Consider the following 26,349-nt stretch of genomic DNA (forward strand, 5'->3'; position numbering starts at 1 on the left):
AGCGTGAACATGCAACAGCTCACAATTATCATTGCGGACGATCATCCGCTTTTCCGCGGCGCACTTCGCCAGGCGCTGGATACAGTAGCCACACGGGCAGAGATTGTCGAAGCGGGCACCTTTGAGGATGCGCGAAGTGCCGCTCGCCGCTACAGCGAAGCCGATCTCTTGCTTCTGGATCTTGCGATGCCGGGCGTCAGTGGTTTTTCGGGTCTCATGTCGCTGCGCGCGGAATTCAGCAGCCTGCCGATCATGATCGTTTCGGCGACCGACGATACGGCGACTGTCCGCCGCGCACTGGAGCTTGGTGCCTCAGGCTTCATTTCCAAGTCGTCCGGCCTGGAAGATATTCGCCATGCGATCGAGACTGTTCTCGCCGGCGATATATGGGCACCGGCCACACACGATCAGAAAAGCGAGGAAGACCCAGCGGTACTGGAATTGATCGAGCGGCTGAAGACGCTGACACCGCAACAAACCCGCGTTCTTTCCATGCTGGCGGAAGGCCTTCTGAACAAACAGATCGCCTATGAACTTGGCGTGTCTGAAGCCACCATCAAGGCGCATGTTTCAGCGATTTTACTCAAGCTCAACGTCGATAGCCGCACACAAGCCGTCATTAAGCTCGGCAAGGTCAGCATGGCACAAGTGGCATAATCGTATTTTACGAAAAAGGATTTTATTCCTTTTTTCTCTTTACGGCATCGGCGAGTTTGACTAGAAAGCTTGTATGAGTTTAACGAAAGATCTCGTGGACGATCAGTGATCCGTCTTGCGATTTCATGCAAGCAACAGATCCTGAGAACCCTGTTTTCCTGGTTGCAAGGCGGGATGACAAGATTGAACGGCGGGCTGCATTGTACAAGATGGATAGTCAGTTCACCGGAGATGCGGGAACCGCCATGTTATCGCATGAGATGATCTGGAAGGCGATCGATACGCTGGCAGAGCGGCATCAGATGTCTGCATCCGGGCTGGCGCGACGCGCCGGTCTGGACCCGACTTCCTTCAACAAATCAAAACGTCTCGGTCCCGATGGACGGGAGCGTTGGCCCTCCACCGAGTCACTCGCCAAGGTTCTGGAAGCCACAGGTGCCTCGCTCGATGAATTCATGCGTTACCTCACGCCTTCAACCACGACATTGCCGGATGGTAATTTTCCGCCGCAAATGAGTTCGATACCGCTTCTAGGCTTTGCGCAGGCGGGTGCCGGCGGCTTCTTCGATGATGGCGGCTTTCCGGCGGGCCATGGCTGGGATGTCGTCGAATTTCCAGCCCCCATCCCAAACCGTGCGAATGTCTATGCCTTGGAAGTACAGGGCGATTCCATGCTGCCTCTTTACCGGGATGGCGACCGTCTGATCGTGGAACCAGGCGCGCAGGTGCGCAAGGGTGATCGTGTCGTGGTCAAAACACGCGATGGCGAAGTGATGGCGAAAGTTTTGATGCGGCAAAGCGCGCGAATGATCGAGCTGACCTCGCTCAACCCGGAACATCCGAACCGCAGCTTTGCTCTTGAAGAGATTGATTGGATGGCGCGCATCATCTGGGCCAGCCAGTAATAATTGCTCAATAATAGCCGTTCGGGAAATAGCGCAGATAGATTTCCTGCAGCTTGCCCTTGCGCGCCAGTTGCGACAGGGCAAAATCCACCGCCGCCACAACGGAAACTGGCCCTGCCTTGCGTGTCATCACAGTCAGCCCCTCACCCAGGTAGCGCTCTGAGATGTAAGGCCCATCGAAGAGTTCACAACATTTCTCCGAGGCGGCACTCGCTGTCCAGAATGGCAAACGCAGGCCGTCACCAAAAACGGCCTCAACCTTGCCTTCCTTTAGCGCGGTCAGCATTGCATCCTGATCGTCGAAAGGCATAGGCTTGGCCTTCGGAAAAAAGGCGGACAGCATTTTTTCATGACTTGTCCCGGCAACAACTCCCACTGGCTTACCTGCCAGCGCTGCATCAGCCGAACCTTGCAGGCCTGCCTTACGCGAGGTGACAAAGCGTGCTGGTAGCATCAGATATGGATGCGAGAAGGCGAATTTTTGCCGCAATAACGGTGAGACCGCGACGCCCGCAATGACTGCCTCGCCATTGCCCGCCTCAAGTGTGGACTGAAGGTCGTTGAACGGCACCGCCTGAATTTGGCATTTTGCCTCGATTGCCAACTCCCGACAAATTTCACGCGCCAAATCGACATGGAAGCCCCCAAGCCTGTTTGTCTGATCGACAAAGTTGAATGGTGGAAAATCTGCGGTCGTCAGCACCCGGAAACGGGGCAGTGTCGTGAGGTCAGGCTTGCTCAATCGCTCATTGGGATCAGCCATATTCAGCATGGCTCCCGTGACCTCCGCAGCATAAGAGGCATGCACGGAAAAGCTTGAAAAAACTAAGCTTATCAAGGCCATACTAAACTTAAGATACCCCTGGATTCCGCGAAACAAAACCATTAAGTGCAATTCCTGTGTCGTCCGGTGGGGAAGAGGTCGGCTCGTATTGTTTGCGTTGGTGTATCAGTTTGACGCTCCTGGGGGAATATCCACATCTGGCAGATAAGCTGCGGCAACCTCTTCGGTCCGTGAAGGCAAATCCTGTTTGCCTTAGCCTCGTGTCCGATCCACGCACCAGCGAAAAAACAGCGCTGGAAATTCTCGGCATTCCACCATTATTGATCAGACGCCTTTCCAGCCAAGCCGACATGCATGGAACCTCGATTGAGGAAGAGCTCATTCGTCAAGGGCATATGCGCGAAGAAGAATATTATGCCCGATTTGCCCGCCTCCTCGGCCTTCCCTTTGTCGCGACGATTCCGAAAGGAGCGATACAGGATAGCGAGGATCTCGATACTCAACTGATCACTCCCTTGCAGTTGCGTCTCCAAGATGATGCCTCTGCGCCCCGCGTCGCCATTGTGCCGCAAGCGGCGCGATTGGAGCATCTGGCGAACCGGCTCAGAACCATGCCCTCGCTGCGCGACCGTATGGTGATCACGACGCCATCGGTGGCCAAGCGCGCAGTCTGGGCTGCCGGTGCGCAGCGAAGAGTGCGCTCCGTTGTCTTGCAGCTTTTCGAAACCCGTCCGGAAGCGTCGTCGCGCATCGTGGCCACCGGTGCCCAGGGCTTGGTCTGCGGAATAGCCTTCACCGTCATTATCACGGCCTGCTTTCATCGACCGGAGGTCTTCCTTCCGCTCCTGCATCTTCTCCTCTCCAGCGTATATTTCATAGCCCTCATTTTGCGCTGCCTTGCTCTCATTCTGGTTCGTCAGCAGGCGCCGCCACCCGAATTTATTGATCTCCCGCATTCGCTGCCGCGATACACGGTCATGGTTGCACTTTATCGCGAAGGCGGCATGGTCTCACAGCTCGTGCGCAATCTGGAACGGCTGGAATGGCCGCGATCTCTTCTCGACATCAAACTTGTCTGCGAAGCAGACGATCGGGAAACGCTGGATGCACTGGCGGCGGTCGATCTGCCGCCACACTTTGAAATCATTGAAGTTCCTGCTTGTCAGCCTCGTACGAAGCCCAAAGCCCTGTCTTACGCGCTGAGCGGCGTGCGGGGTGAGTTTGTTGCCATTTATGATGCGGAGGACAGGCCGCACCCGAAGCAATTGCTGGAGGCCCACCAACGCTTTCGCCGCATGCCGCGACAAGTCGCCTGCCTTCAAGCACCTCTCGTCATTGCCAATCTGGGCGAAACCAGCATCAGCGCCCTGTTTGCCATGGAATATGCGGCGCTTTTTAGAGGCATCTTACCCATGCTGGCCTGGATGAAAATGCCATTACCGCTTGGCGGAACATCCAACCATTTTCGAACCGACATTTTGCGTGAGGTCGGCGGCTGGGATCCCTTCAACGTAACCGAGGATGCAGACCTTGGAATGCGGCTCTTTCGCCAGGGTTATCGCTCACAAACGCTCCGCTACCAGACTTTGGAGGACGCACCCACAAGCTACAGCGTCTGGCTTGGGCAAAGAACCCGGTGGTTCAAGGGCTGGTTTCAAACCTGGCTGGTGGTGATGCGCCATCCTTGGGCGGCAACCCGCGACATGGGTTTCGGCGCGATGCTGATCTTCCAGCTGATGATCGGCGGCATGCTGGTTTCAGCGCTGCTTCATCCGCTGCTGCCGATCTTTCTCTTAAGCTTTACCGGCCATTTGCTGTTCGAGCCGAATAGACCCCAGCACCTCATTGCTGTCCTTGATCTCATCAACGTCGTCGCGAGCTACGGTATTTTCCTGTCACTCGGCTCCCGCTGCATGATTGAAGAGGAAAAAAGGCGCATCGGTTGGCGGTGGCTGGCCCTTCCCCTCTATTGGATGATGGTCTCATGTGCAGCCTGGCGTGCAGCAAACGAGCTTCGCAAGCGACCGTTTTTCTGGAGCAAGACGATGCATAGGCCGAGCGCGCAGGCCAAGATCGAAGAATAGGTGATCAAAGCCTGGCCCGATCGACCTGGGAATTCTTAATTCTGAATCTTCTAAACTGTTGGAAGAGCTGCCTGACGACATCTGAATTCGAACTGGCGATATTAATGTGCTGGAGCGGGTGAAGGGAATCGAACCCTCGTATTCAGCTTGGGAAGCTGCTGCTCTACCATTGAGCTACACCCGCATCGCCGGAGACGAGAAGTATCACCAGCCGATGCCGCATTTCAAGTGAAAACCGGTGGGCTTAGCTCAGCTGCGGAAATGCTTGGAAAGCTTGAGGCCCTGCGCCTGATAGTTGGAGCCGAGGCCAGAGCCATAGAGCCCCTGCGGAGGCTCCTGCATATGCTCATAGACCAGACGGCCAACGATCTGCCCGTGCTCCAGAATGAACGGCACTTCGTGGCTGCGGACTTCCAGCACGGCGCGGCTGCCAGTGCCGCCTGCTGCAGCATGGCCGAAGCCTGGATCGAAAAAGCCTGCATAGTGCACGCGAAACTCGCCGACCAGCGGGTCATAAGGCGTCATTTCAGCCGCATAGAGCGGTGGCACGTGCACTGCCTCACGCGACACGAGGATGTAGAACTCATCCGGATCAAGGATCAGTTCATCGCGGCCACGGCTGTAGAGCGGCTCCCAGAAATCCAGCACATCGTGCTGGGCCTTCAGGTCAACGTCGATGACGGAGGTATGGTGCTTGCCACGATAGCCGATGAGGCCATCCGGCCCGGTGCCCTTCAGATCAATCGAAAGCGCGATGCCGCCGCCGGACACATTGGGCATTTCGCTGGCGACCAATGTTTCGCTTTCATGCAGGGCCAGAACCTCAGCCTCGGTGAGCAGCGCGTGACCGACACGGAAACGGATCTGCGAGAGGCGCGAACCCCGGCGCACAATGACAGGGAAGGTTCGCGGCGAGATTTCGAGATAGAGCGGGCCGGAGTAGCCAGCAGGGATCTTGTCGAATTCCTGCGCGTGATCGACCATGACGCGGGTGAAGATATCGAGGCGACCCGTGGAGCTTTTCGGATTGGTGGAGGCGGAAAGCTCCTGTGGCAAATCGAGGCTTTCCATGAGCGGCACGATGTAGACGCAGCCCGTTTCCAGGACCGCACCATTTTCGAGATCGATCTCATGCAGCGTCAGGCGTTCGAGCTTATCGGCCACCGTGTGGTTGCGGCCCGGCATGAAGCTGGCACGTACGCGCAGCGCCTTGGAGCCCAACCTCAGATCGAGGCTTGCGGGCTGAATCTGGTCGGCATCCAGCGCAGCCTCGCTCTTCAGCCTGCCTGCCTCAAAAAGTGCGCCGATCGCGCGATCCGCCAAAATGCCAGCTTTACGTTCCATTGAACCTATTCCTTAATCGGTGGACAAAAGCAAAAGCGGGGAATTGACGCAAGCTCTCTATAGGCGTATGCGAAACTTATCCCGTGGTGATTTGGCCGGTCGGCTTGCAGCCACGTTAAACAAGTGGCTAAAAGGACCGGGTGCGAAACCGGTCCGTCGAGACCGGTTTTTTTGTTTTTGGAATGGGATACGCACATGAGCAAGACCTGGCGCCCGGCAACCAAGCTCGTACACGAAGGAACGCTGCGCTCGTCCTTCGGCGAAACCTCCGAGGCCATCTACCTCACGCAGGGCTTCGTCTATGAGGATTCCGCCTCCGCCGAGGCACGTTTCAAGGGCGAGAGCGACGGCTTTATTTACGCACGCTACGGCAGCCCCACCAATGACATGTTCGAAAAGCGCATGATTGCGCTGGAAGGTGCGGAAGATGCTCGCGCCACAGCGTCTGGCATGGCAGCCGTTTCCGCCGCTATTCTCTGCCAGGTGAAGGCTGGCGACCATATTGTTGCCGCCCGCGCCCTGTTCGGCTCCTGCCGCTACATCGTGGAAACGCTGGCCCCGAAATATGGCGTGGAATGCACGCTGGTGGACGGTCGCGACCTGAAGAACTGGGAAGCGGCCATTCGCCCCAACACCAAGGTCATGTTCCTTGAAAGCCCGACAAACCCGACCCTGGAAGTGGTGGATATTGCTGGCGTTGCCAAGCTTGCCAACCAGATCGGCGCAAAGCTGGTGGTGGACAATGTCTTCGCCACGCCGCTTTTCCAGAAGCCGCTGGAGCTTGGCGCGCATGTGGTGGTCTATTCAGCAACGAAGCACATCGATGGCCAGGGCCGCTGCCTTGGCGGCGTCGTGCTTTCCAGTAAGGACTGGATCGACGAAAACCTGCATGATTACTTCCGCCATACCGGACCGGCCATGTCTCCCTTCAATGCCTGGACGCTGTTGAAGGGCCTTGAAACCCTGCCGCTTCGCGTGAAGCAGCAGACGGAAAGCGCTGGCCGTATTGCCGACTTCCTGGCCGATCAGGGCAAGGTGGCGAAGGTCATCTATCCGGGCCGCAAGGACCACCCGCAGGCAGATATCATTGCCAAGCAGATGACCGGCGGCTCAACGCTGGTCTGCTTTGAGCTGAAGGGCGGCAAGGATGCAGCCTTTGCGCTTCAGGATGCGCTCGATGTCGTGAAGATTTCGAACAATCTGGGCGACGCCAAGAGCCTGATCACGCATCCGGCAACGACGACGCACAAGAACCTCACCGATGAGGCGCGGGCTGAACTTGGCATCTCTGCCGGAACGCTGCGCCTCTCCTGCGGTATCGAGGATGCAGACGATCTGATCGACGACCTGGCCCAGGCTTTGGCGAAGGTTTCAGCCTGACACGTTTACCTTGACGGTTAGGATTAACCGTCAAAACACAGGGGTTTGAAGCTTCAAGGACGGGCGCATTTCTTGACCTAGCGCCCGACCTGTACGATATCCCTTCTACGCAATGAGGTATGGCACATGTACCGTGCACGGACGAAGGATATCGAAGTCGAGGTGGAGCCCTATTATCTGGAGGATCAATCCGATCCAGATGAGAGCCGCTACGTCTGGGGCTATCGCGTCGTTATTTCAAACCACTCCGGGTCAACAGTGCAGCTGATGCACCGCTACTGGCATATCACAGACCAAAACGGTCTTGTGGATGAAGTGGAAGGCCCCGGTGTGGTGGGCGAGCAACCGCGCCTTGAGCCGGGCGATACCTATGAATATTCATCCGGCTGCCCGCTTGATACGCCATCCGGCATGATGTTCGGCCACTATCAGATGCAGACCGATGATGGGCAGACATTCGCCGTTGATATTCCCGCCTTCTCGCTGGATTCCCCCGGCCTTCTGCGCACGTTGAACTGAGATATTCCGCATTCGCCAAGGCTCGCTCTTTATCAAAAAACAGGCGTATGCGCCGATGTTCACGCGGTTCGTTGAACCCGTGGTATGAAACTCCGATATGGCCGGGGCGCTGAGAGCTGCCTCGTATGGATAGTAATAAGTGACACCTCTCAGCGCCCCGTTCAGCGGTTTATGCACGCGACTCCGGTCTCTCTGCCTAGAGTGATTGCTGGCTGGGCTTGATCCATCGGCATCCGAAAATTCGGCGGACAAACCGATAGACCCTTCCAGAAACCACTCCCCATGTGTGCCGCACAGGCACGCCCGGCGCGCTCCTTCGGAGATGAAACGGCAGGCTGACGTCCGACGCCTGACCGCTTCCCCCGTTGTCGCCAGAGGGAGACCATTTTCCGCGTACCCGGAGATGGGGGTTTTGCGTCCTACCCCCCACACCCGCGCCGGCCCCGCATCGCCAGCACGCCTGCTGGTGTAACCGTTGCGGAACGGGCAAATTGAAACACAGGTTTTGAGCGTGGTGTATGGAAAAACGCTAAGTGGTTGATGGGGTTGGTGTGAGGATGGCGGACGTGCGCGGCGGGAGAGCGTGATGACATGCGCATCCACGGAAAAAATCCCTCACATCTTGCAGTGGATGCCACAACCGCAGTGACATAACGTGGTTGTGGGACCGGCTTGAACGGGTCTGTCCTGGGGTGTCGAAACCTCTCGTACGTTAGGCTGGCATCCACCGCATGAGATGCCCCCTCGGCCATTCTTGAGTGGCTGAGTGCTTGTGATTGCCCTATAAGGCTCTCCTACCCTTATGGCTGGGGAGGCCCCGACGCATGTCCAAGGTGCTTGCACCCAAAGGTCGGGGCAGTCGTACGTACGCGATTTTCGAACTCCCCGGCCGCCAGGGCCTTATCCAAGCAACTCGCCTTTGGCGCGCCAAACCCGTTCTTGAGTGTCGCATTCGATGGTGATGGCAGCGCCGGTTTCGGCTGTTGCGCATTCCCATGCCGGATGCGCTGACCGGGAGCCATAAGGGTCATGGATGACTACAATTTTCTTGCCGATCTGCTCGCGACCTTCCGTGCCTCACCGGATGCCATCAAGGCGCTGTGGCTCATCATTCCGCCGGGCTTCATAATGGGTGTGTTGAGGCTGCTGTTGCTGTCGTGGCGCGGGTTAGGGCAGCGTTGGGGCCAAGGTTTTCGCCAGCCAGTGGTGGAAGGTTTGCGTTCCGCGCGACGGCAAGGCGCAAGACAGGATGTTCTCAGCCATGAGGAGCTGAGCGGGATTGCCAGTGTCCAGCCAAGCCAGACCCTGCTACCTTTAAAGGAATGAGGGGTGCTTGGCGACCAACCGCACTCGGCGCTTCTGATGTTTCCGCCATTGTGGAGCAAATGCCACAATGGAGGAAATCCGCGAAAACCGTATTGATCTGCTCTGTTATGTCACCGTTCAAGATGACGGGACTCATTTTTTTGTATAGTGATACCGACAAGTTAGGACCTCAAGCTTTTGGTCGGCTCCCGATCCAGATACCCGATATACAAAACGGTGATCGCCTGTAATCCTCCTAGACCAAAAACCCCCCAGATCGCCCTTCAAAGGTTCAGGCTTCCCTCTACCTTTAAAAGGAGTTCGCTTGGTTTCCTTGATGAGATCGCGAATTTTCTCGGCCATCCCAAGATCGTTATCGCACCAAAATTCGAAATCTGCCCATGCGTTTTCAGTCCATACAAGCTTCATTTAAAGTGTTGGGTCCACTTCGACCAATTTTCCACCCTGAAGTTGACTGAGGCTATCGCGAAGCCAATCCGCGTTGGCGGGATTGGAAAGCAGATGTAATGTCTCCGTCATGCTTTCGAACTCACCCTCCGCTATAACGACAACGGCCTCTGAGCCTTGCCTTGTAACGAGAAGGGGGGCTCTCGACTCGATAACGGAGTCGTAATGGGTAGCGAAATTTTGACGGAACTCAGTAAATCGAACATTTGCCATTTAAAGCCCTAGCTCTCGATTTTAATGTACAGATATATGTACGTATTTCGAATGAAGTCAATACCTGACACCAGAGCCTGGATAACACTGCGGCATTAAAGCGCGTCGCGATCTTTCAGATTCGCTCTCCACGCTTTAAGTTTTTGTTTTATCGCATGTTGTTAGCGCAAAACCGCTGCACACTTTTGCGCAACATGCTTTAGCAGCAGGCCATCGAGCACTGTTGCGTTTGCTCCATTAGAGCGGTTCACTGTTTCACGGAAACAATGAACCACTCTAACTTTTTGTTTTTACGCGTTTCCGGACGGAAAACCGCTATGCACTTTTCCTGGAAATGCTCCAGTCCATGAAAACCCTCCGGATGGCCTGTTGATCGGGATGGGATTACATGGCAGCGAGCAAGCGCAAGGCAAAGCTTGTTGGCCTTGTCGAGCATTGGTCGCCATCAGGTGGCCGATCTCCTTTATCAGATGGAGACCGGCACAGGCATCACCGTCAGTTTGGTTTGAATTCCGAAGGATCGTAGCGATAGGTGGTGGAGCAGAATTCGCAGGTGACGGCAATTTCGCCGTTTTCCTGGCTGTCTTCGATTTCTTCTGCCGAGAAGCCATCGAGAACGCCTTTGATTTTTTCCCTCGAACAACTGCACTGGTCCACCACTGCCTGTGGCTCATAGATGCGCACGCCGCGCTCGTGAAACAGGCGATAGAGCAGCCGTTCGATGCCGACCTGCGGATCGGTCAATTCGTCCGTATCCACTGTTTCTACCAGCATGCTGGCTTCGGCCCAGGCGTCATCCTCAACGAAATCCACTTCGCGTTCATCGCCATCGCCACCATGAATATCCGGTTGACGCATACGCTCTGGCGCTTCCGGCAAGAATTGCGCGAGCACGCCACCGGCCCGCCAGGCATGGCGGGCCTTGCCCTCGGCATCCCGATCAAACAATTCCGCCACGCCGAGGCGCACCTTGGTGGGGATTTGCTCCGACTGCCGGAAATAGACGCCAGCAATCTCTTCCAGCGACGAGCCATCCAGCGGCACGATGCCCTGATAGGGCTGCATGCCGTGGCCCTGATCGATGGTGAAGGCCAGAACGCCATGCCCGAGAAGTTCGGTTGGCGAGACCTTGCCAGCCTTGACGGCAGCATCAAGCGCATCTTCCTCAAAACGGGCATAGGCGCGCATGTTCTGCGGGCTGGTGAAATCCGCCACCAGAAGATCAACCGGGCCATCGCCCTTGGTTTGCACGGTAAAGCGGCCTTCGAACTTCAGCGACGTGCCGATGAGGGCGGTGAGAACAATTGCTTCCGCCAGCAGGCGCGCAACCGGAGCCGGATAGGCATGGCGGCCCAAAATCTGGTTCAAAAGCGGGCCCATTTGCACCGCGCGGCCACGCACATCCAGACCTTCCACCTGGAAGGGGACAACGCGATCATCACCTGCAAGATCAAGTTCACTCAGATCGACGATGGCTTCAGCCATGATTTCACTCCTTCGCGCCGGAGCTTTCCATTTCGCACATATGGCGTTCAAGCGGAACCGCTTGACGCATAATTCCTTAAATCGAACTCGATTCAAGGCAAGCATTATGCAGCAAATGCAAAGTGTTACAGCGTGCCTTTGTGCGACCTATGGCGCACGGCGCTGTAAGCATGGAAACAGGCCGACGATTTTTATGTTGAGGTGCGCCCCGGGGAACGGAGGCAGCGTTGGGTTGACCGACACATGGGAATGCCGCCCGCCAAAATCAAGGCAGACGGCAAAGCCGACAATCAGCTTCTGCTTTGGCCAAACACATGTGCGGACGGAAAACCGGAGACCACTTTTCCTGGAAATGCTCTAGATTGCGCCAAAGCACCAGGCCAGGACAGACTTCTGCGCATGAAGGCGGTTTTCCGCCTCATCGAAGACAACCGACTGCGGGCCATCAATGACCTCATCCGTGACTTCCTCACCGCGATGGGCGGGCAGGCAGTGCATGAACAGCGCATCCTTGTTTGCCTTGGCCATCAACTGCTCATTCACCTGGAATGGCTGGAAGATATTGTGGCCACGGGCCTTATGCTCCTGGTTCATCGAGATCCAGGTATCGGTGACAACCATATCCGCACCGTCTACGGCACGTTCGGCATCATGGCACAGCATGATGTCGCCGCCATTGTTGCGCGCCCAGTTGAGGTACTTATCCAGCGGCTCGGAACCGAGCGGCACGGCCATGTTCATGCGGTAGCCGAAGCGTGCCGCACCTTCCACGAAGGAATGCAGCACATTGTTGCCATCGCCCGTCCAGGCAAAGGTTTTGCCAGCAACCGGGCCGCGATGTTCCTCATAGGTCAAGAGATCGGCCATGATCTGGCAGGGATGGGTTTCATCCGTAAGACCATTGATGACCGGCACCGTTGCATGCTCTGCCAGTTCCAGCAGCCGCGTATGATCCGTCGTGCGGATCATGATGGCATCCACATAGCGCGAGAGAACCTTGGCCGTATCGCCAATGGTTTCCGCGCGGCCAAGCTGCATTTCCGTGCCCGAGAGAAACAGGGTTTCGCCACCCAGCTGGCGCATGCCGACATCAAAGGAAACGCGGGTGCGCGTGGAGGGCTTCTCAAAAATCATGGCCAGCATCTTGCCTGCCAGCGGCTTATCCGCCGTGCCAGCCTTGGTGGCCTGCTTGCGGGTGCGCGCATCATCCAGAATGGTGCGCAGCTCGCCAGAGGAAACGGCAGAAAAATCGAGAAAATGCTTTGGAGATGCCATGATGTACAATCCATTAAGGCCACTCAGGCCATTGGGGCGCCATCCGGCGGCCCGTTTCGCTCAAAAACTGCCAGCTCAGGCAGACTTCTTCAATTGTTCGTTCTGAAGCTTTTCCGCAGCCTTTTCGATGCGAGCAAGGCCCTCACGCGCCTCTTCCGCAGTGACCACCAGCGGCGGCAGCAGACGGATGACGTTATCGCCAGCCGGAACACCGAGAATATGCTCCTCGCGCATGGCTGTTGCGAGCTCGCCAGCCGGAACGCGCGCCTTGATGCCGAGCATGAGGCCTTCGCCGCGGATATCCTCGATTACATCCGGGAAGCGATCTTTCAGCGCCGCGAGACCCTGGCGGAAGACCAGAGCGACGTCGCGCACATGCTCCTGGAAGCCTTCGCCCAGCACGACATCGAGCACGGCATTGCCCACGGCCATGGCCAGCGGATTGCCGCCATAGGTGGTGCCATGCACGCCGGGCTTCATACCGGAGGCCGCTTCCGCCGTGGCAAGGCAGGCACCGAAGGGGAAGCCGCCGCCGATACCCTTGGCGACCGCCATGATATCCGGCGCGACGCCCGACCATTCATAGGCAAAGAACTTGCCGGTACGGCCAACGCCCGTCTGCACCTCATCGAACATCAAGAGCAGGCCATGGGCATCGCACAGCGCCCGCAGCTCCTTCAGGAATTCCTTCGGCACGACGCGGATGCCGCCCTCGCCCTGGATCGGCTCGATGAGGATGGCAGCCGTGTTCTCTGTGATCGCGGCCTTCAGGGCATCCAGATCGCCGAACGGAACCTGATCGAAACCGGGAGCCTTGGGTCCGAAGCCTTCCAGATATTTTTCCTGCCCCCCAGCGGCGATGGTCGCAATCGTGCGGCCATGGAATGCGCCTTCAAAGGTGATGATGTGGAATTTTTCCGGGTGACCCTTGGAATAATGGTAGCGCCGCGCTGTTTTGATGGCGCATTCCAGCGCTTCCGCACCCGAATTGGTGAAGAACACCTTATCCGCGAAGGTGGCCTCTGCGAGGCGGCGCGCCAGACGCTCCTGATCCGGGATCTCGTAGAGGTTCGACAGGTGCCAGACCTTCTCCGCCTGATCCTTCAGCGTGGCAACGAGATGCGGATGCGCATGACCGCAGGAAGTGACCGCAACGCCCGCACCGAAATCCAGATATCGCTCGCCAGATTCCGTCACGAGCCAGACGCCCTCACCGCGCACGAAACGCAGCGGAGCCCTTGCAAACGTGTCGAAAAGTGCGGCTTCAGCCATGGCGACATCACTCCTTGGGCAGTTATCTCAAACGATGGGCGGCACATGCCGCGAAAAATTAAAATGCCGCCCCAATGGACGGCGTCGGCACTATCAGCATTTCATTCGCGCGTGTCAACAAATCGCTTGGATCGCAAGGCATTTCAGCCTTCCTGCACAGACAAGACTCACGGTTGAAATCGCTGTGGCAAAAATGACTCTGTTGTCAAGCAAGTTGGGGAAAACCCGGAAATCGATTCGCTGCGATTCCGCCGACTCTTGCCACCGAGTCCACCGCCTATTAGGTTAATCATCAATTACTAGACTGCATGCGGCGGAACTAGTCACCGAAAGTATAGATATAGTACATGCGACAAAAATTATTTGTCGTAGCGGTGAGTGATTCTGTCTTTTAATGCGTGCTCAAGGCGGAGAGACTGCATGAACTGGACAGACGAACGTGTCGAGAAGTTAAAGCGGCTATGGGCTGAGGGCTTGAGCGCCAGCCAGATCGCTGCACAACTGGGCGGTGTGAGCCGCAATGCGGTGATTGGCAAAGTCCATCGCCTGAACCTTCCAGGCCGCGTGAAGGCTGGCGGAACGGCAACGCCGACCCGCGCACCGAAGCGCCCTGCGGCCCCTGTTCAGCGCCCGGCAACCTTTGCTGCCCGCCCGCAATCTCCGGCACCTGTTCGCAACCAGCCTCGCCCTGCAGATTTTTCAGCCATGCAGGATGAAGTAGAGGCATCGGCCTCCGAGCCCCGGATTCTGGAAACGGTCAGCAATGCAGTTGTGCCGATGGCGCGCCGGCTGACCCTGACAGAGCTGACCGAGCGCACCTGCAAGTGGCCAGTTGGCGACCCGCTGAAGGACGATTTCCACTTCTGCGGCGCAGAAGCTTGCGACGGTTCGCCCTACTGCAAGTATCACGCCCGCATGGCTTACCAGCCGGTGACCGAGCGTCGCAGAGCCGCCAATGCGGTTGCTCGCGGCTGAGAGCCAGCCGAAAAGACAAGAACTTAAAAAAGCGGGACATGTGCCCGCTTTTTTTGTGCCTGCCATAACGTGGCCAAAGAAAAACCCGGCACCTTCGGGACCGGGCTTATCTTGCAGGAACCTAAACTTCACGATTCCATGGAATAGCCCGCGCCGCGCACGGTGCGGATGACATCCTGCATATTGGAGAAGTTGAGCGCCTTGCGCAGACGCCCGACATGCACATCGACCGTGCGTTCATCCACGTAGATATCGTGGCCCCAGACACCATCCAGCAGCTGCGAGCGGGAGAAGACGCGGCCCGGTGACGCCATCAGGAATTCCAGCAGACGGAATTCGGTGGGCCCGAGGCGCACTTCGCGGCTCTTGCGATGGACGCGATGGGTCTCGCGATCAAGCTCGATATCGCCGCAGCGCAGAACGCTGGAGAGGACCTCGGGCTTGGCCCGGCGCAGCATGGCCTTGACGCGGGCCATCAGCTCCGGTGTCGAGAAAGGCTTCACCACATAATCGTCTGCGCCGGTGGCAAGGCCGCGCACCCGCTCATTCTCCTCGCCGCGCGCCGTCAGCATGATGATGGGCAGGCGCTCCGTCTCTGGCCTCATACGCAGACGGCGGCAGAGTTCGATGCCGGAGACGCCGGGCAGCATCCAATCCAGGATCAGGAGATCGGGAACACGCTCCTGCAGACGGATTTCCGCCTCGTCACCACGAAGGATGGTTTCAACCTCGTAGCCTTCGGCCTCGAGGTTATAACGAAGAAGAACGCTCAGCGCCTCTTCGTCCTCGACAACAGCGATTTTGGGCAGCATGGCTTTAAGTACTCCGGCCTGTCAGGCTTATTCGGTCACAGCGCCGAGCGTGTTGGAGCTGTCGTCCTTCGGACGCTCGCCCTGCGGCGGCGCACCCGTTGCGATGAAGTAGATGGTTTCCGCAATGTTGGTCGCGTGATCGCCGATGCGCTCGATGTTCTTGGCGCAAAACAGGAGATGCGTGCAGGTGGTGATGTTGCGTGGATCTTCCATCATGTAGGTCAGAAGCTCGCGAAACAGCGAGGTATACATGGCGTCGATCTCTTCATCGCGCAGGCGAATGGCTTCCGCCTTTTGCGCCGAGCGATTGGCGAAGACATCCAGCACTTCCTTCAGCTGGACGAGCGCCAGTTCGGAAAGATGTTCGAGACCACGCGCCAGCTTGCGCGGCACGCCGGTTCCCTGCACCGCCATCACGCGCTTGGCATTATTCTTGCCAAGATCGCCCACACGCTCCAGATCGGCGGCGATACGCAGCGTGCCGATGATTTCACGCAGATCGGACGCCATGGGCTGACGCTTGGCAATCGTCACGATGGCCTTTTCCTGGATTTCGCGCTCGGCTGTATCGAGGATCACATCGTCGGAGATGACCTTTTGCGCCAGGGCGCCATCGGCATTGACCAGCGCACGCACGGCATCCGCGCACATCTGCTCGGCAAGGCCGCCCATCTCGGAAATGCGGCGGTTCAGGTATTTTAGCTCTTCATCAAAGGCCGATGTAATATGCGATGACATGAATTTTTCCTCGGATCTGGCGTTTTCGATGCGGTCAGGATGGTCTCAAAGGGTCAGCCGAAGCGGCCCATGATGTAATCCTGCGTGCGCTGATCGTCCGGGTTGGTGAACATCTTGTCGGTATCGTTCTCTTCCACCAGCTGCCCCAGATGGAACATGGCCGTGCGCTGCGAAACACGCGCCGCCTGCTGCATGGAGTGGGTGACGATGACGATGGTGTAGTTGGAGCGCAGTTCGTGGATCAGTTCTTCCACCTTGGCCGTGGCAATCGGGTCCAGCGCCGAGCATGGCTCGTCCATGAGGATGACTTCCGGCGAAACGGCCACGGCGCGGGCAATGCAAAGGCGCTGCTGCTGACCGCCGGACAGACCGGTGCCGGATTCCTGCAGGCGATCCTTCACTTCGTTCCAGAGGCCAGCCCGTTGCAGGCTGGCTTCCACGATCTGGTCCATATCCGCCTTGTTGCGGGCAAGGCCGTGGATGCGCGGGCCATAGGCGATGTTTTCATAGATCGACTTCGGGAACGGGTTTGGCTTCTGGAACACCATGCCGACGCGGGCGCGAAGCTCCACGACATCGATGGCAGGATCGTAGATATCGTCGCTATCGAGCGTGATACGGCCGGTGACGCGGCAGTTTTCAATCGTATCGTTCATGCGGTTCAGCGTGCGCAGGAACGTGGACTTGCCGCAGCCGGAGGGGCCGATCAATGCCGTCACGGTGTTCTGGCGGACGTTGAGGTTCACATCGAACAGCGCGCGCTTTTCGCCGTAATAGACCGACACGTCCTTGCCGATCATCTTGTAGGAAACGTCATTCATTTTCTGATCCAGCGCCTTTTCTACTGCTGCTTCGGACATCATGTTCATGGATCTGTCTCCTTGACTACCAACGTCTTTCGAAGCGGCGCCGCAAGAGGATTGCGCCGACATTCATGACAATAAGGAACAGGAGCAGGATGATGATCGCTCCCGAGGTGCGCTCTACGAAGGCACGTTCCGCCTCGTTTGCCCACATGTAGATTTGTACCGGCAGGGCCGTGGATGGGTCCATCGGAGTGGTTGGGTAATTTGCAACGAAGGCAACCATGCCAATGAGAAGCAGAGGTGCGGTCTCACCCAGGGCGTGCGCGAGACCAATGATCGTGCCAGTCAGAATGCCCGGCATGGCGAGCGGCAGGACATGGTGGAAGATGGTCTGCATCTTCGAAGCGCCAAGACCAAGGGCTGCCGAGCGAATAGACGGCGGCACGGCCTTCAAGGCGGCGCGTGTGGCGATGATGATGGTGGGCAGCGTCATCAGGGTGAGCACGAAGCCGCCAACGAGCGATGCCGAACGCGGCAGGCCCATGAAGTTGATGAAGACCGCAAGTCCCAAGAGACCGTAAACGATGGAGGGAACGGCTGCGAGGTTGTTGATGTTGACCTCGATCAGATCGGTAAAGCGGTTCTTCGGCGCAAATTCTTCCAGATAGATGGAGGCCGCAACACCGATGGGCAGCGACAGCACCAGCACGATCAGCATCATGTAGAAGGAGCCGATCAGGGCGACGCCGACCCCGGCAGCCTCAGGACGGCTGGAAGCGCCGTTGAAAAAGATGCCCGTGTTGAAATGCTTGGCCAATGAACCGGCTTCCGCCAGCTGCTTCATCCAGCCCACCTGCTGATCGGAAACCTTGCGGTTTTCTTGCGGCACGGACAGATTGATCTGCCCCTTGAAGGCGGAATCGAGATCGCCGGATGCAAGCAGCGTTACATTCTGCGTCGTGCCGATGATGGAAGGATTGGCAACGACCATATCCCGCAACTGCGTACGTGCACTATCAGAGAGCATCTGACCCACTTCGCGCAGCTTGGTGCGATCGGTCGAAGCAACGCCCAGAGCCTTGGCCAGCGCATTGCGTGCCAGCACAGGATAGTTCGCCGTCATCAACAATTGCGCATTTTTTTCCCGCTGGTTTTGCGGATCGATGACCTGCTGCGAGAATTCGATGGGCAGCGTGATCATGGTTTGCTGAAAGGCAGTATAGCCCTTCGAGACCACGGACCACAGCAACACGAAGAGAAAGATCAGGCCGAAGGCAAGTGCTGCAATACCATAGGCGCGAAAACGACGCTCAGCAGCATAGCGCTTCTTGATACCAATATCGCGGCGCGGGGCGCGGGCACCCGCAGCGACGGCCGAGGGGGTGACGACCTGGCTCATTCGTACTGCTCCCGGTATTTGCGCACAATGAACAGCGCATAGATGTTAAGGCAAAGCGTGATGACGAACAGGGTGATACCCAGGGCGAAAGCCACCAGCGTCTGTGGAGAGGTAAATTCAAGATCACCCGTCAACTGGCTGACGATCTTGACGGTCACGGTGGTCATCGGCTCGAACGGGTTGAGCTGAATGCGGGCGGCCACACCGGCGGCCAGAACCACGATCATGGTTTCGCCGATGGCGCGCGACGCGGTCATCAGGATCGCGCCGACAATACCCGGCAGAGCAGCAGGCAGGACCACACGCTTGATGGTTTCAGACCGCGTGGCCCCAAGACCCAGCGAACCATCACGCAGCGCACGCGGCACGGCAGTGATGATATCATCTGACAGCGACGACACATAAGGGATCAGCATGATGCCCATGACGAAGCCAGCGGTGATGACGCTTTGTGCCTGGATAAAGCTGGCATAATCGCCCGTCACCAGACCATTGATCTGCGAGGAGATGTCGCGAAGGAATGGGCCGACCGTTGTGAGCGCGAAGAAGCCGTAAACAATGGTTGGAATACCGGCCAGAACTTCCAGAAGCGGCTTGGTGACGGAGCGCACCTTGGGAGAGGCGTATTCCGACATGTAGATGGCGGCGAAGAGGCCGATGGGCACGGCAAACAGCATGGCGACGAAGCCGATGTAAAGCGTGCCGAGGAGAAGAGGAATGAGACCGAACTGGCCTTCGGAAGCCGTTGCACCGGCGGCAGCAAAGCGCGGGTCCCAAACGGTGCCGAAGAAGAATTCATGGGCGGGAACACGACCGAAGAAGTGGGTGGCCTCGGTCAACATCGAAGCGATGATGCCAACGGTGGTCAGGATCGCGATGGAAGACGCAACGACCAGGCTGGCGAGAATAACGGACTCGACCTTGTTGCGTGCGCGGAAGCGAGGAGCGATGAGGCGATAGGCGAGCAAGGCGCCAGCAAGTGCGACCAGAATGACAAGTCCGTTGCGCAGCAGAGTGCTGGTGGCATTCATGCTGTTCAGGTCATTGGCGGCCTTGACCATATAGGGTTCGGGATCGCCTGCGATGGCAACACCGCGCGAACCCATCAGCGGGCGCAAATCTGCCGGGTTACGCTCTGCCTGCTCCCGCTCGTCCGGCGAAAGGGCGAGCATGCCGCGGGCAATGCCTTCGATCATGCCGAAAGCGAGACCTTGCGTTGCTGGCGACTGTGCCTGCACATCTGCCGGGAATTCGCCACGGATGGTGGAATTGATGACGGCAGGCGCCGCAACCAGCCAGACGCCCAGCAAAAGCAGTGCGGGCAGCGCGGACCAGACGGCAACGAACATGCCGTAATAGCCCGGACGTGAATGCATGGTAGACGAGCGACCGCCCGCAAGAGCTGACGCGCGGCGACTGCCGGCCAGATAACCGATCAGCGCTATGCCGAGCGTGATGAACAGGAGCATGGAAGTTGTCATAAAATCCCCCGGCTTGGGCTTGGCAATGGGATTTTCATCCGCATCGAGCACCTCTTGAAAGAGGCCGTACAGAATTCCGGTTAACAGGATACTGAGCCTGTCGCAGCAGCGGCACATCTGTTGCGCGCGACAGACAAAAAGCCCGTGAAGGAATGAAGCCGGCGATCTGATCGCCGGCTCCACTTTGCATTACATGGTCTTGCCAGCTGCAAAGTCCTTGCGGACCTGCTCACGCTGGTTGTCTGGAGCGGCAACCAGGCCGTATTCTGCCAGCGGAGAATCCGGGCCAACCATGGCGTCAGACGTGAAGAACTCAACATATTCCTTCAGGCCTGGGATAACGCCGAGATGTGCCTTCTTGACGTAGAAGAACAGGGGGCGGGAAACCGGGTACTTGCCGGTGGAGATGGTTTCCGTGGACGGAACGATGCCATCAACCGTTGCGACCTTCAGCTTGTCCATGTTGTTTTCGTAGAAGGCGAGACCGAAGACGCCAACGCCGGTCTTGTTGGCAGCGATACGCGCCAGCGTTTCGGTGTAATCGCCGTCGATATCGACAGCCACGCCATCCTTGCGGATTGCTACGCACTTGGCAGCAGCCTGCTTGGCATCGGTGATGGAAGCCTTGATGACTTCAGCGGCACCGGCCTGCTTGCAGCCTTCCGACATGATCTTCTCTTCGAAGACTTCGCGCGTGCCGTGCTTGGAGCCAGGAATGTAAGCGGCAATCGGACCCTTTGGCAGGGTCGGGTTGATATCGGACCAGTTCTTGTAAGGGTTGGCAACGAGCTTGCCATCAACCACGACTTCGGCAGCGAGTGCTTTGTACATGTCCTTAGGCTCAAGCTTCATTTCGCCGTTGCTGGAATCCGTTGCGAAAACGATGCCATCGTAACCGATGCGGATTTCCTGGATTTCAGTAACGCCAGCAGCCTTGCAGGCTTCAATTTCGCTCTTGTTGATCGGGCGCGAAGCGTTTGCAATGTCGATGGTTGCTTCGCCAACGCCCTTGCAGAATTCCTTCAGGCCAGCGCCGGAACCGCCGGACTCAACAACAGGCGTCTTGAAGTTCGGGAAGGTTTCGCCAAACGTTTCAGCGACGATCTTTGCGTATGGAAGAACGGTGGAGGAACCGGCGATCTGGATCTGGTCGCGCGCAGAGGCGGCACCGGCGAAAACGACAGATGCAACCAGAGCAGCTGCGGAAAGTTTCAGGACGGTCATTTAATTCTCCCGTGATGGGCTGGTGTGGACGCTGCCTTTCGCTGACCATCTCTTGTGGTGCCAGCACTTCGGCGCGCCACTCTTAGCCGCCGGAGCACCACCGTTTTATGTCAGTTGGATGAAACATTTATGACAGGCTAAAATATTGAAAGATATAATCTATTTTTCAATGCAACAGAATGGCAAAAGCAATTTTTGTCAAAAACGAACGGTGAAGGTTGTACCCTTGCCCAATTCAGATTTCACGACCAAACGTGCGCGGTGGCGCGTGAGGATGTGCTTGACGATGGCAAGACCCAAGCCGGTGCCTTTTTTGGACCGGCTATCGGCCACGCTGACGCGGTAAAACCGTTCCGTTATACGCGGAACATGCTCTGCCGGGATGCCGGGGCCACGATCCATCACGCTGAATTCCACCGTGCCTGTTTCATCCCGTCCCAGATGAACATCCACGATCTTGCCCTCCTGCCCATATTTGCAGGCATTTTCGATCAGGTTCTCGATGACCTGGATCAGCTCATCCCGGTCACCCGTGACCTCCACCTTTTCTTGCGGCAGATGCATGATGATGTCGACGCCCAGATCATCTGCCAGGGGACTGAGGGAATCCCGCACATGGCCAATCAGCGGAACAAGATCAACCTGCTGGTCCGGTGCGATGTGTGACTTCAGTTCCAGTCGCGAGAGGGACAGGAGGTCATCCACCAGGCGGCTCATGCGGGTGGCCTGATCGAGCATGATGCCGAGGAAGCGCTCATGCGCTGCGGTATCAGCCTTTGCCGGCCCTAAAAGCGTTTCAATGAAACCGCGCAGGGAGGCAAGCGGCGTTCGAAGCTCGTGGCTGGCATTGGCCACGAAATCCGAGCGCATGCGATCCATGCTGCGCAGATCGGAAATATCGCGGAAGGACAGAGCAAAAAGCCGCTGTTCCCCCTCCATGGCCGGGATGGGCTTGATGCGTGCCACATAGACCCGTTCCGAAGGCAGACGCTCAGAATGTTCGATCTGGTTTGGTTGGCCGGTCTGCATGGTATCGCGCACCATGTCGAGAATGCCAGGAGACCGCAGCCGGGCCGACAAATGCTGGCCGCGCATCAGATCGCCAAAGGCCTTTTGCGCAGCGGGATTGGTTTCCAGGATCGTGCCGTCTGAGCCAAGGACGATGACCGGCATATCGATGGCTGCAAGGGCAGCGCCCGTGATCTTCAATGTATCGACGGGCTTCACTTCGGTAACGACAGCCTGAGGTTCTGCCTGCTCCACTGGTTTGGAGGCTGGCAGAGTGAGGACGGATAGAACAAGGAGAAGCCAGCCGAGAGCGACCAGATAGGCCGGAGATTGCGCAAGAAGTGCCAAGCCTGCCAACAGGGTTGCAGCGACCAGCACCAGCCATGCCTGCTTCAGCCGCTTGCCCAGCGTCTCCACCCGATTTTCAGGCATCATCTCTAACCTCGCATCCACCATGCGCACCTCCCCAACCTGCGGGGGAGATAACCTGCCAGCATGACAGCTATACAGCGTGCGCCTGTGGACGCAGGGAAAAAAATGCGGACCACTTGCAAACTTCTGCCACTTGCCCAGACTTCTTTACAGGATGACATGAAGCGGAGGTTACACATGACTGATTCCGGCGAAAGCCGCGCCGTTGAACTCGATATCGGCGGCACATTGCGGGTTTTCGATATCGACAACCCGAAGCTGCCTGACTGGGTTGACGATACTGCCCTCACCTCCGGCGGTTTTCCCTACAAGAAGAAAATGAAAAGCGAGCAATACGAGGCGGAACTGGAAGCCTTGCAGATCGAGCTCGTCAAGGCACAGCTTTCCATGCGCCAGACAGGACAACGGATTCTGGCCCTCTTCGAGGGACGCGACGCGGCGGGCAAGGGCGGCTCGATTTTTGCCATTCACGGCGCCCTCAACCCCCGCTATGCCCGAGTGGTGGCCCTGACCAAACCGACGGAGACAGAGGCGGGGCAATGGTATTTTCAGCGCTACGTGACGCACTTCCCCAGCAAGGGTGAAATGGTTCTCTTCGACCGCTCCTGGTACAATCGTGCTGGCGTGGAGCCCGTGATGGGCTTTTGCTCGCCCCAGGAACACAAGCACTTCCTCAAGGTGACACCAAGCTTTGAGCAGCTGATTGTGGATGAAGGCATCCACTTTTTCAAATTCTGGCTGAATATTGGCCGGGAAATGCAGCTCAAACGTTTCCATGACCGCCGCCACGATCCGGTGAAGATCTGGAAACTGTCATCCATGGACGTCGCCGCGCTGACCAAGTGGAAAGATTACACCCAGATGCGCGATCTGATGGTGGAAAAGACCCACACCACATTTGCGCCCTGGACTATCGTACGCGCCAATGACAAGCGGCGCGCGCGCCTCAATATCATTCGCCACATTCTCCACACCATCGATTATGAAGGCAAGGACAAGAAGGCGATTGGCGAGATCGACGACAAGATACTTGGCTTCGGCCCCGATGCGCTGAAATAGAGCTTACTGGCCTGCCAGGGCGCGGATGGAGAAGAGAATAACCGGCTGCTTGCCACCCAGTATGTCGCTATTGATGAAAATGCGGCCCGGCTGGGTGGGGGCCAGCGTTTTGTCAAAAGTGACGCGGAACAGTGTATCCGACCGCTCCTGCGTGGCTGTCACGCGATGGCGCGAGCAATCGCCGAGGCTTGAGAAATCACAGCGAATGGCAAGCTGCACCGACTTGTCGCCCGCCGCCTGAAGGGTCACGGCAATCGTCGAAGTCTTGCCCGCCAATTGACGCAGAACCTCTGACGGAACTTCGATGGCGACATCGCCAGCCGTATCAGCGGTAGCGGAGGTAATGCGCAAAGCCGGACCATCGGCCATTTCAACCGTGTCGGCGCTGGCCTGTGGACCAGGAGAAACGCGGGCTTTAGTATTGTGACCGAAAATCTCCAGCCACTCAGAGGAGAAACCCTGGCTGGGATCAAGCGCGGTTGTCGGCGCACCGGTGAAATCCTCTTCCTGCACGGAGGCAGGAGGATTGGGCACGCTCTTGTCCCGCTCGGCATAGGACATGAATACGCCCGCCGTATAAGCCCACCACAGGCCGACACCAATGAAGGTGAAGAAGATAAGATAGATGAAGAGGCGCGAGATGAGGCCGCGCTTGCGGCGCTTGCGCTTCTCACCCGGCACCTGCGGCGCGATATCGGCCTTTGCCTCCGCTTTTGCGGATTTTTCCTTACGCGAAAACAGGCCGCGACGGCGCTTCTGCGGCACGCTGCGCTGGGGCGATGGCACGAGCCGATCCGCATGGGGTTCCGCCCGCATCGGCTCATGCGCTTGTTCAGTTCTTGACTCAGTCCTTGATTCCGGTCGGACACCGCCCAGATCGCCCTGATGGCTTTCGCTCGAAGGCGTTTCACGGGTCTGCCCGCCCAAGGAAGGCCCGCTTGCATGCGCAGCAGGGCTTACAGCACCGGGAGCGAGATTGAGATCCGGCTCGACCGAAAGTTCCGGCTCATCTGCCGTAGCGTGAGCGGTTTCCTCGCTCTCGATCTGAAGGATGACCTCTTCCAGACGCGTCTCTTGCGCGTTGATGATCTGAAGATCGGTGATCTGCTGCTTTTGCAATCCGGCCTGCAGCGCCTGCCGGGCGGAATGATAAATCCGTGCGCGCACATTCGGGTCAGCGCGGTCAGAACGCTCCAGCGCGTTCCTAATTGCCGTTTCCAAACCGCTCACGAAATATCCTTCTTGATTGATTGCGCGTGTATTCGTTCATCTTCCGGTAACCTCTTGCCGCGGGAACTGCAAGCACTGCAAGCCACTGAGTTTTTATCCCCAGGCAAGGCGGCTTGATGGCAGGGTCACCTCGCCCATGAAAAAAGAGTGGATTTACCCGCTTGAAATCGCCCCCCATTCCATGTATTTGGCCCCTCACACCGCGAGCGACTGGCTCGCCGGGCCGCTTTAGCTCAGTTGGTAGAGCACGTCATTCGTAATGACGGGGTCACGTGTTCGAGTCACGTAAGCGGCACCATTCAGCAACCTTACCTCACAGAACCTCCCGTTCCAGCAAGCGCGCTTGATCTCACTCGATCCTTGCAACCTTGAGAGGCCGCGACTGCAAATTCCCGCCATATTTGAGCAAAATGCCAGTCAAGCACTTGCAATCTCGCGCAAAAGGGCTTTGGCTAAGTGAAAATTCAGGAATTCCTCCGAATGTGTAAAACAACGGCGGGGATTGAGCGGGAAACCGAAGAAGGAAGACGTGTTTCAGGTAAAGTTCTGGGGTTCGCGCGGCAGCGTTCCGGTGTCCGGACCCGAATTTGTAAAGTATGGCGGCAACACCCCTTGCGTTGAAGTACGCTGCGGAGAGGACAGGCTTCTCTTCGACGCGGGCTCAGGCATTCGCGAAGCAGGGCTGGATATGCTGTCGGATGGGACGGAACAGGTCGATCTTTTCTTCACGCACAGCCACTACGATCACATTATCGGGCTGCCTTTCTTCAAGCCGATGTACAATCCCAGCATTGCGGTTACCATGTGGTCCGGCCATCTGCATGGCACGATGACGACCTCCGAAATGCTGCACCAGTTTGTCAGCCCACCGTTTTTTCCCGTCAAGCTCGATATCTGCAAGGCATCGCTGAACTTTCGGGATTTTAAGGCGGGCGATGTGCTGACCCCTCGCCCCGGCATTACGCTGCGCACCTTTTCGCTGAACCATCCGGGAGGCTGTATCGGCTACCGCGTGGAATGGGGTGGCAAATCCGTCGCGCTCGTGTTCGACCTGGAACATAATCCAGACAGCATCGATCCCGTGGCGCTGGAGATGATGAAGGATGCGGATATTGCCATCTATGATTCGGCTTTTACCGAATCGGAAATGGAGCGTTACCGTGGTTTCGGTCACTCAAGCTGGGAACAGGCCGTCAAACTGGCGGCAATGGCCCGCACGAAGAAGCTCGTTCTGTTTCACCATGCTCCTTCCCGTACAGATGATGAGATGGGATTGATGGAGCGACTGGCTCAGGAACATTTTGCCGCGACGGTTGCCGCACGTGACGGCATGGTGATCACGCTCTGACGCAGATGACGCCGCATTCCCGACGATTTGTTGCTGCATGGCCGAGACGGAATGATGCGAAGCATTGATACGGCCTACTGCGCAAAGATTTACAGCCTTCGATAAAACTGCCATTCCTCAAATGAATTGAAGAAAAGCCGAGATAG

General features: G+C 57.4%; 24 protein-coding genes, 2 tRNA genes and 1 riboswitch. Of the genes, 10 read left to right on the top strand and 16 right to left on the bottom strand.

Going from position 1 to position 26,349, the window contains the following annotated elements:
- The first annotated feature begins 9 nt into the window (after positions 1-9).
- Both AC0JZ1_RS14135 and AC0JZ1_RS14140 read left to right on the top strand, forming a co-directional pair.
- Positions 10-657 carry a response regulator transcription factor gene (locus AC0JZ1_RS14135; protein WP_471882976.1) on the top strand — a complete coding sequence of 216 codons (648 nt, stop codon included), beginning with the start codon at positions 10-12 and terminating at the stop codon, positions 655-657.
- A gap of 245 nt (positions 658-902) precedes the next feature.
- On the top strand, positions 903-1,562 hold the full coding sequence (locus tag AC0JZ1_RS14140) for a S24 family peptidase (RefSeq protein WP_471883459.1): 660 nt from the start codon (positions 903-905) through the stop codon (positions 1,560-1,562).
- Positions 1,563-1,569: 7 nt separating this feature from the next.
- Here the strand turns inward: AC0JZ1_RS14140 and AC0JZ1_RS14145 are convergent, their stop codons facing one another.
- Positions 1,570-2,448: a transporter substrate-binding domain-containing protein gene (locus AC0JZ1_RS14145; RefSeq protein WP_471882977.1), complete on the bottom strand. Its 879-nt coding sequence runs from the start codon at positions 2,446-2,448 to the stop codon at positions 1,570-1,572.
- Positions 2,449-2,516: 68 nt separating this feature from the next.
- Here AC0JZ1_RS14145 and AC0JZ1_RS14150 point away from each other — a divergent pair, with 68 nt between their 5' ends.
- Entirely contained in the window at positions 2,517-4,430 is a 1,914-nt protein-coding gene (locus AC0JZ1_RS14150; RefSeq protein ID WP_471882978.1) for a glycosyltransferase family 2 protein, read from the top strand.
- Between the two features lie 110 nt (positions 4,431-4,540).
- Here the strand turns inward: AC0JZ1_RS14150 and AC0JZ1_RS14155 are convergent.
- Together AC0JZ1_RS14155 and AC0JZ1_RS14160 are read right to left on the bottom strand one after the other, a co-directional pair.
- Positions 4,541-4,614: transfer RNA gene (locus tag AC0JZ1_RS14155), tRNA-Gly, on the bottom strand.
- Positions 4,615-4,679: 65 nt separating this feature from the next.
- On the bottom strand, positions 4,680-5,774 hold the full coding sequence (locus AC0JZ1_RS14160) for a 2'-deoxycytidine 5'-triphosphate deaminase (RefSeq protein WP_471882979.1): 1,095 nt from the start codon (positions 5,772-5,774) through the stop codon (positions 4,680-4,682).
- A gap of 73 nt (positions 5,775-5,847) precedes the next feature.
- A riboswitch (SAM riboswitch) is annotated at positions 5,848-5,926 on the top strand.
- A gap of 43 nt (positions 5,927-5,969) precedes the next feature.
- Between AC0JZ1_RS14160 and AC0JZ1_RS14165 the strand changes: the two genes are divergently transcribed.
- From AC0JZ1_RS14165 to AC0JZ1_RS14175, 3 genes are all read left to right on the top strand, one after another.
- Positions 5,970-7,154, top strand: coding sequence for an O-succinylhomoserine sulfhydrylase (locus tag AC0JZ1_RS14165; protein WP_471882980.1), 1,185 nt, complete (start codon positions 5,970-5,972; stop codon positions 7,152-7,154).
- Between the two features lie 126 nt (positions 7,155-7,280).
- Entirely contained in the window at positions 7,281-7,673 is a 393-nt protein-coding gene (gene apaG / locus AC0JZ1_RS14170; protein ID WP_471882981.1) for a Co2+/Mg2+ efflux protein ApaG, read from the top strand.
- A 1,029-nt stretch (positions 7,674-8,702) separates the two neighbouring features.
- Entirely contained in the window at positions 8,703-8,999 is a 297-nt protein-coding gene (locus AC0JZ1_RS14175) for a hypothetical protein (RefSeq protein WP_471882982.1), read from the top strand.
- Positions 9,000-9,131: 132 nt separating this feature from the next.
- Here the strand turns inward: AC0JZ1_RS14175 and AC0JZ1_RS14180 are convergent, their stop codons facing one another.
- From AC0JZ1_RS14180 to AC0JZ1_RS14200, 5 genes are all read right to left on the bottom strand, one after another.
- Positions 9,132-9,407, bottom strand: coding sequence for a Txe/YoeB family addiction module toxin (locus AC0JZ1_RS14180; protein ID WP_471882983.1), 276 nt, complete (start codon positions 9,405-9,407; stop codon positions 9,132-9,134).
- On the bottom strand, positions 9,408-9,659 hold the full coding sequence (locus tag AC0JZ1_RS14185; RefSeq protein ID WP_471882984.1) for a type II toxin-antitoxin system Phd/YefM family antitoxin: 252 nt from the start codon (positions 9,657-9,659) through the stop codon (positions 9,408-9,410). It lies immediately after the preceding gene.
- Positions 9,660-10,154: 495 nt separating this feature from the next.
- On the bottom strand, positions 10,155-11,144 hold the full coding sequence (locus AC0JZ1_RS14190) for an Hsp33 family molecular chaperone (RefSeq protein ID WP_471882985.1): 990 nt from the start codon (positions 11,142-11,144) through the stop codon (positions 10,155-10,157).
- 357 nt (positions 11,145-11,501) lie between these two features.
- Positions 11,502-12,419, bottom strand: a complete 918-nt coding sequence (argF, locus tag AC0JZ1_RS14195) for an ornithine carbamoyltransferase (RefSeq protein WP_471882986.1) — start codon at positions 12,417-12,419, stop codon at positions 11,502-11,504.
- A gap of 75 nt (positions 12,420-12,494) precedes the next feature.
- The gene (locus tag AC0JZ1_RS14200) at positions 12,495-13,691 is read right to left on the bottom strand and encodes an acetylornithine transaminase (protein WP_471882987.1); all 1,197 of its coding nucleotides are present in this window, start codon (positions 13,689-13,691) and stop codon (positions 12,495-12,497) included.
- 420 nt (positions 13,692-14,111) lie between these two features.
- On the opposite strand from AC0JZ1_RS14200, the gene AC0JZ1_RS14205 reads away from it, so the two are divergent.
- Positions 14,112-14,666 (top strand): GcrA family cell cycle regulator, encoded by a 555-nt coding sequence (locus AC0JZ1_RS14205; RefSeq protein ID WP_471882988.1) that lies wholly within the window; start codon positions 14,112-14,114, stop codon positions 14,664-14,666.
- Between the two features lie 128 nt (positions 14,667-14,794).
- Here the strand turns inward: AC0JZ1_RS14205 and phoB are convergent, their stop codons facing one another.
- From phoB to phoR, 7 genes are all read right to left on the bottom strand, one after another.
- Complete coding sequence (gene phoB, locus AC0JZ1_RS14210) at positions 14,795-15,478, bottom strand: phosphate regulon transcriptional regulator PhoB (protein WP_471882989.1); 684 nt, start codon at positions 15,476-15,478, stop codon at positions 14,795-14,797.
- A gap of 27 nt (positions 15,479-15,505) precedes the next feature.
- Positions 15,506-16,216 carry a phosphate signaling complex protein PhoU gene (gene phoU / locus AC0JZ1_RS14215; RefSeq protein WP_471882990.1) on the bottom strand — a complete coding sequence of 237 codons (711 nt, stop codon included), beginning with the start codon at positions 16,214-16,216 and terminating at the stop codon, positions 15,506-15,508.
- A gap of 53 nt (positions 16,217-16,269) precedes the next feature.
- Positions 16,270-17,085, bottom strand: a complete 816-nt coding sequence (pstB, locus tag AC0JZ1_RS14220) for a phosphate ABC transporter ATP-binding protein PstB (protein ID WP_471882991.1) — start codon at positions 17,083-17,085, stop codon at positions 16,270-16,272.
- 16 nt (positions 17,086-17,101) lie between these two features.
- Positions 17,102-18,421 (bottom strand): phosphate ABC transporter permease PstA, encoded by a 1,320-nt coding sequence (gene pstA, locus AC0JZ1_RS14225; RefSeq protein WP_471882992.1) that lies wholly within the window; start codon positions 18,419-18,421, stop codon positions 17,102-17,104.
- Entirely contained in the window at positions 18,418-19,902 is a 1,485-nt protein-coding gene (pstC, locus tag AC0JZ1_RS14230; protein ID WP_471882993.1) for a phosphate ABC transporter permease subunit PstC, read from the bottom strand. Before pstC ends, pstA begins: the two co-directional genes overlap by 4 nt.
- 189 nt (positions 19,903-20,091) lie before the next feature.
- Complete coding sequence (locus AC0JZ1_RS14235) at positions 20,092-21,126, bottom strand: substrate-binding domain-containing protein (protein WP_471882994.1); 1,035 nt, start codon at positions 21,124-21,126, stop codon at positions 20,092-20,094.
- A gap of 198 nt (positions 21,127-21,324) precedes the next feature.
- On the bottom strand, positions 21,325-22,590 hold the full coding sequence (gene phoR, locus AC0JZ1_RS14240) for a phosphate regulon sensor histidine kinase PhoR (RefSeq protein ID WP_471882995.1): 1,266 nt from the start codon (positions 22,588-22,590) through the stop codon (positions 21,325-21,327).
- 153 nt (positions 22,591-22,743) lie between these two features.
- Here phoR and ppk2 point away from each other — a divergent pair, with 153 nt between their 5' ends.
- A complete protein-coding gene (gene ppk2 / locus AC0JZ1_RS14245) occupies positions 22,744-23,625 on the top strand; it encodes a polyphosphate kinase 2 (RefSeq protein ID WP_471882996.1) in 882 nt (293 codons plus the stop codon).
- 3 nt (positions 23,626-23,628) lie between these two features.
- Here ppk2 and AC0JZ1_RS14250 read toward each other — a convergent pair whose 3' ends face one another.
- Complete coding sequence (locus tag AC0JZ1_RS14250; RefSeq protein ID WP_471882997.1) at positions 23,629-24,855, bottom strand: hypothetical protein; 1,227 nt, start codon at positions 24,853-24,855, stop codon at positions 23,629-23,631.
- 222 nt (positions 24,856-25,077) lie between these two features.
- Here AC0JZ1_RS14250 and AC0JZ1_RS14255 point away from each other — a divergent pair.
- Together AC0JZ1_RS14255 and AC0JZ1_RS14260 are read left to right on the top strand one after the other, a co-directional pair.
- Positions 25,078-25,153 (top strand) — tRNA-Thr (locus AC0JZ1_RS14255).
- A gap of 231 nt (positions 25,154-25,384) precedes the next feature.
- Positions 25,385-26,203 (top strand): MBL fold metallo-hydrolase, encoded by an 819-nt coding sequence (locus AC0JZ1_RS14260; RefSeq protein ID WP_471882998.1) that lies wholly within the window; start codon positions 25,385-25,387, stop codon positions 26,201-26,203.
- The last annotated feature ends 146 nt before the right edge of the window (positions 26,204-26,349 follow it).

The organism is Affinirhizobium capsici (assembly GCF_977018625.1).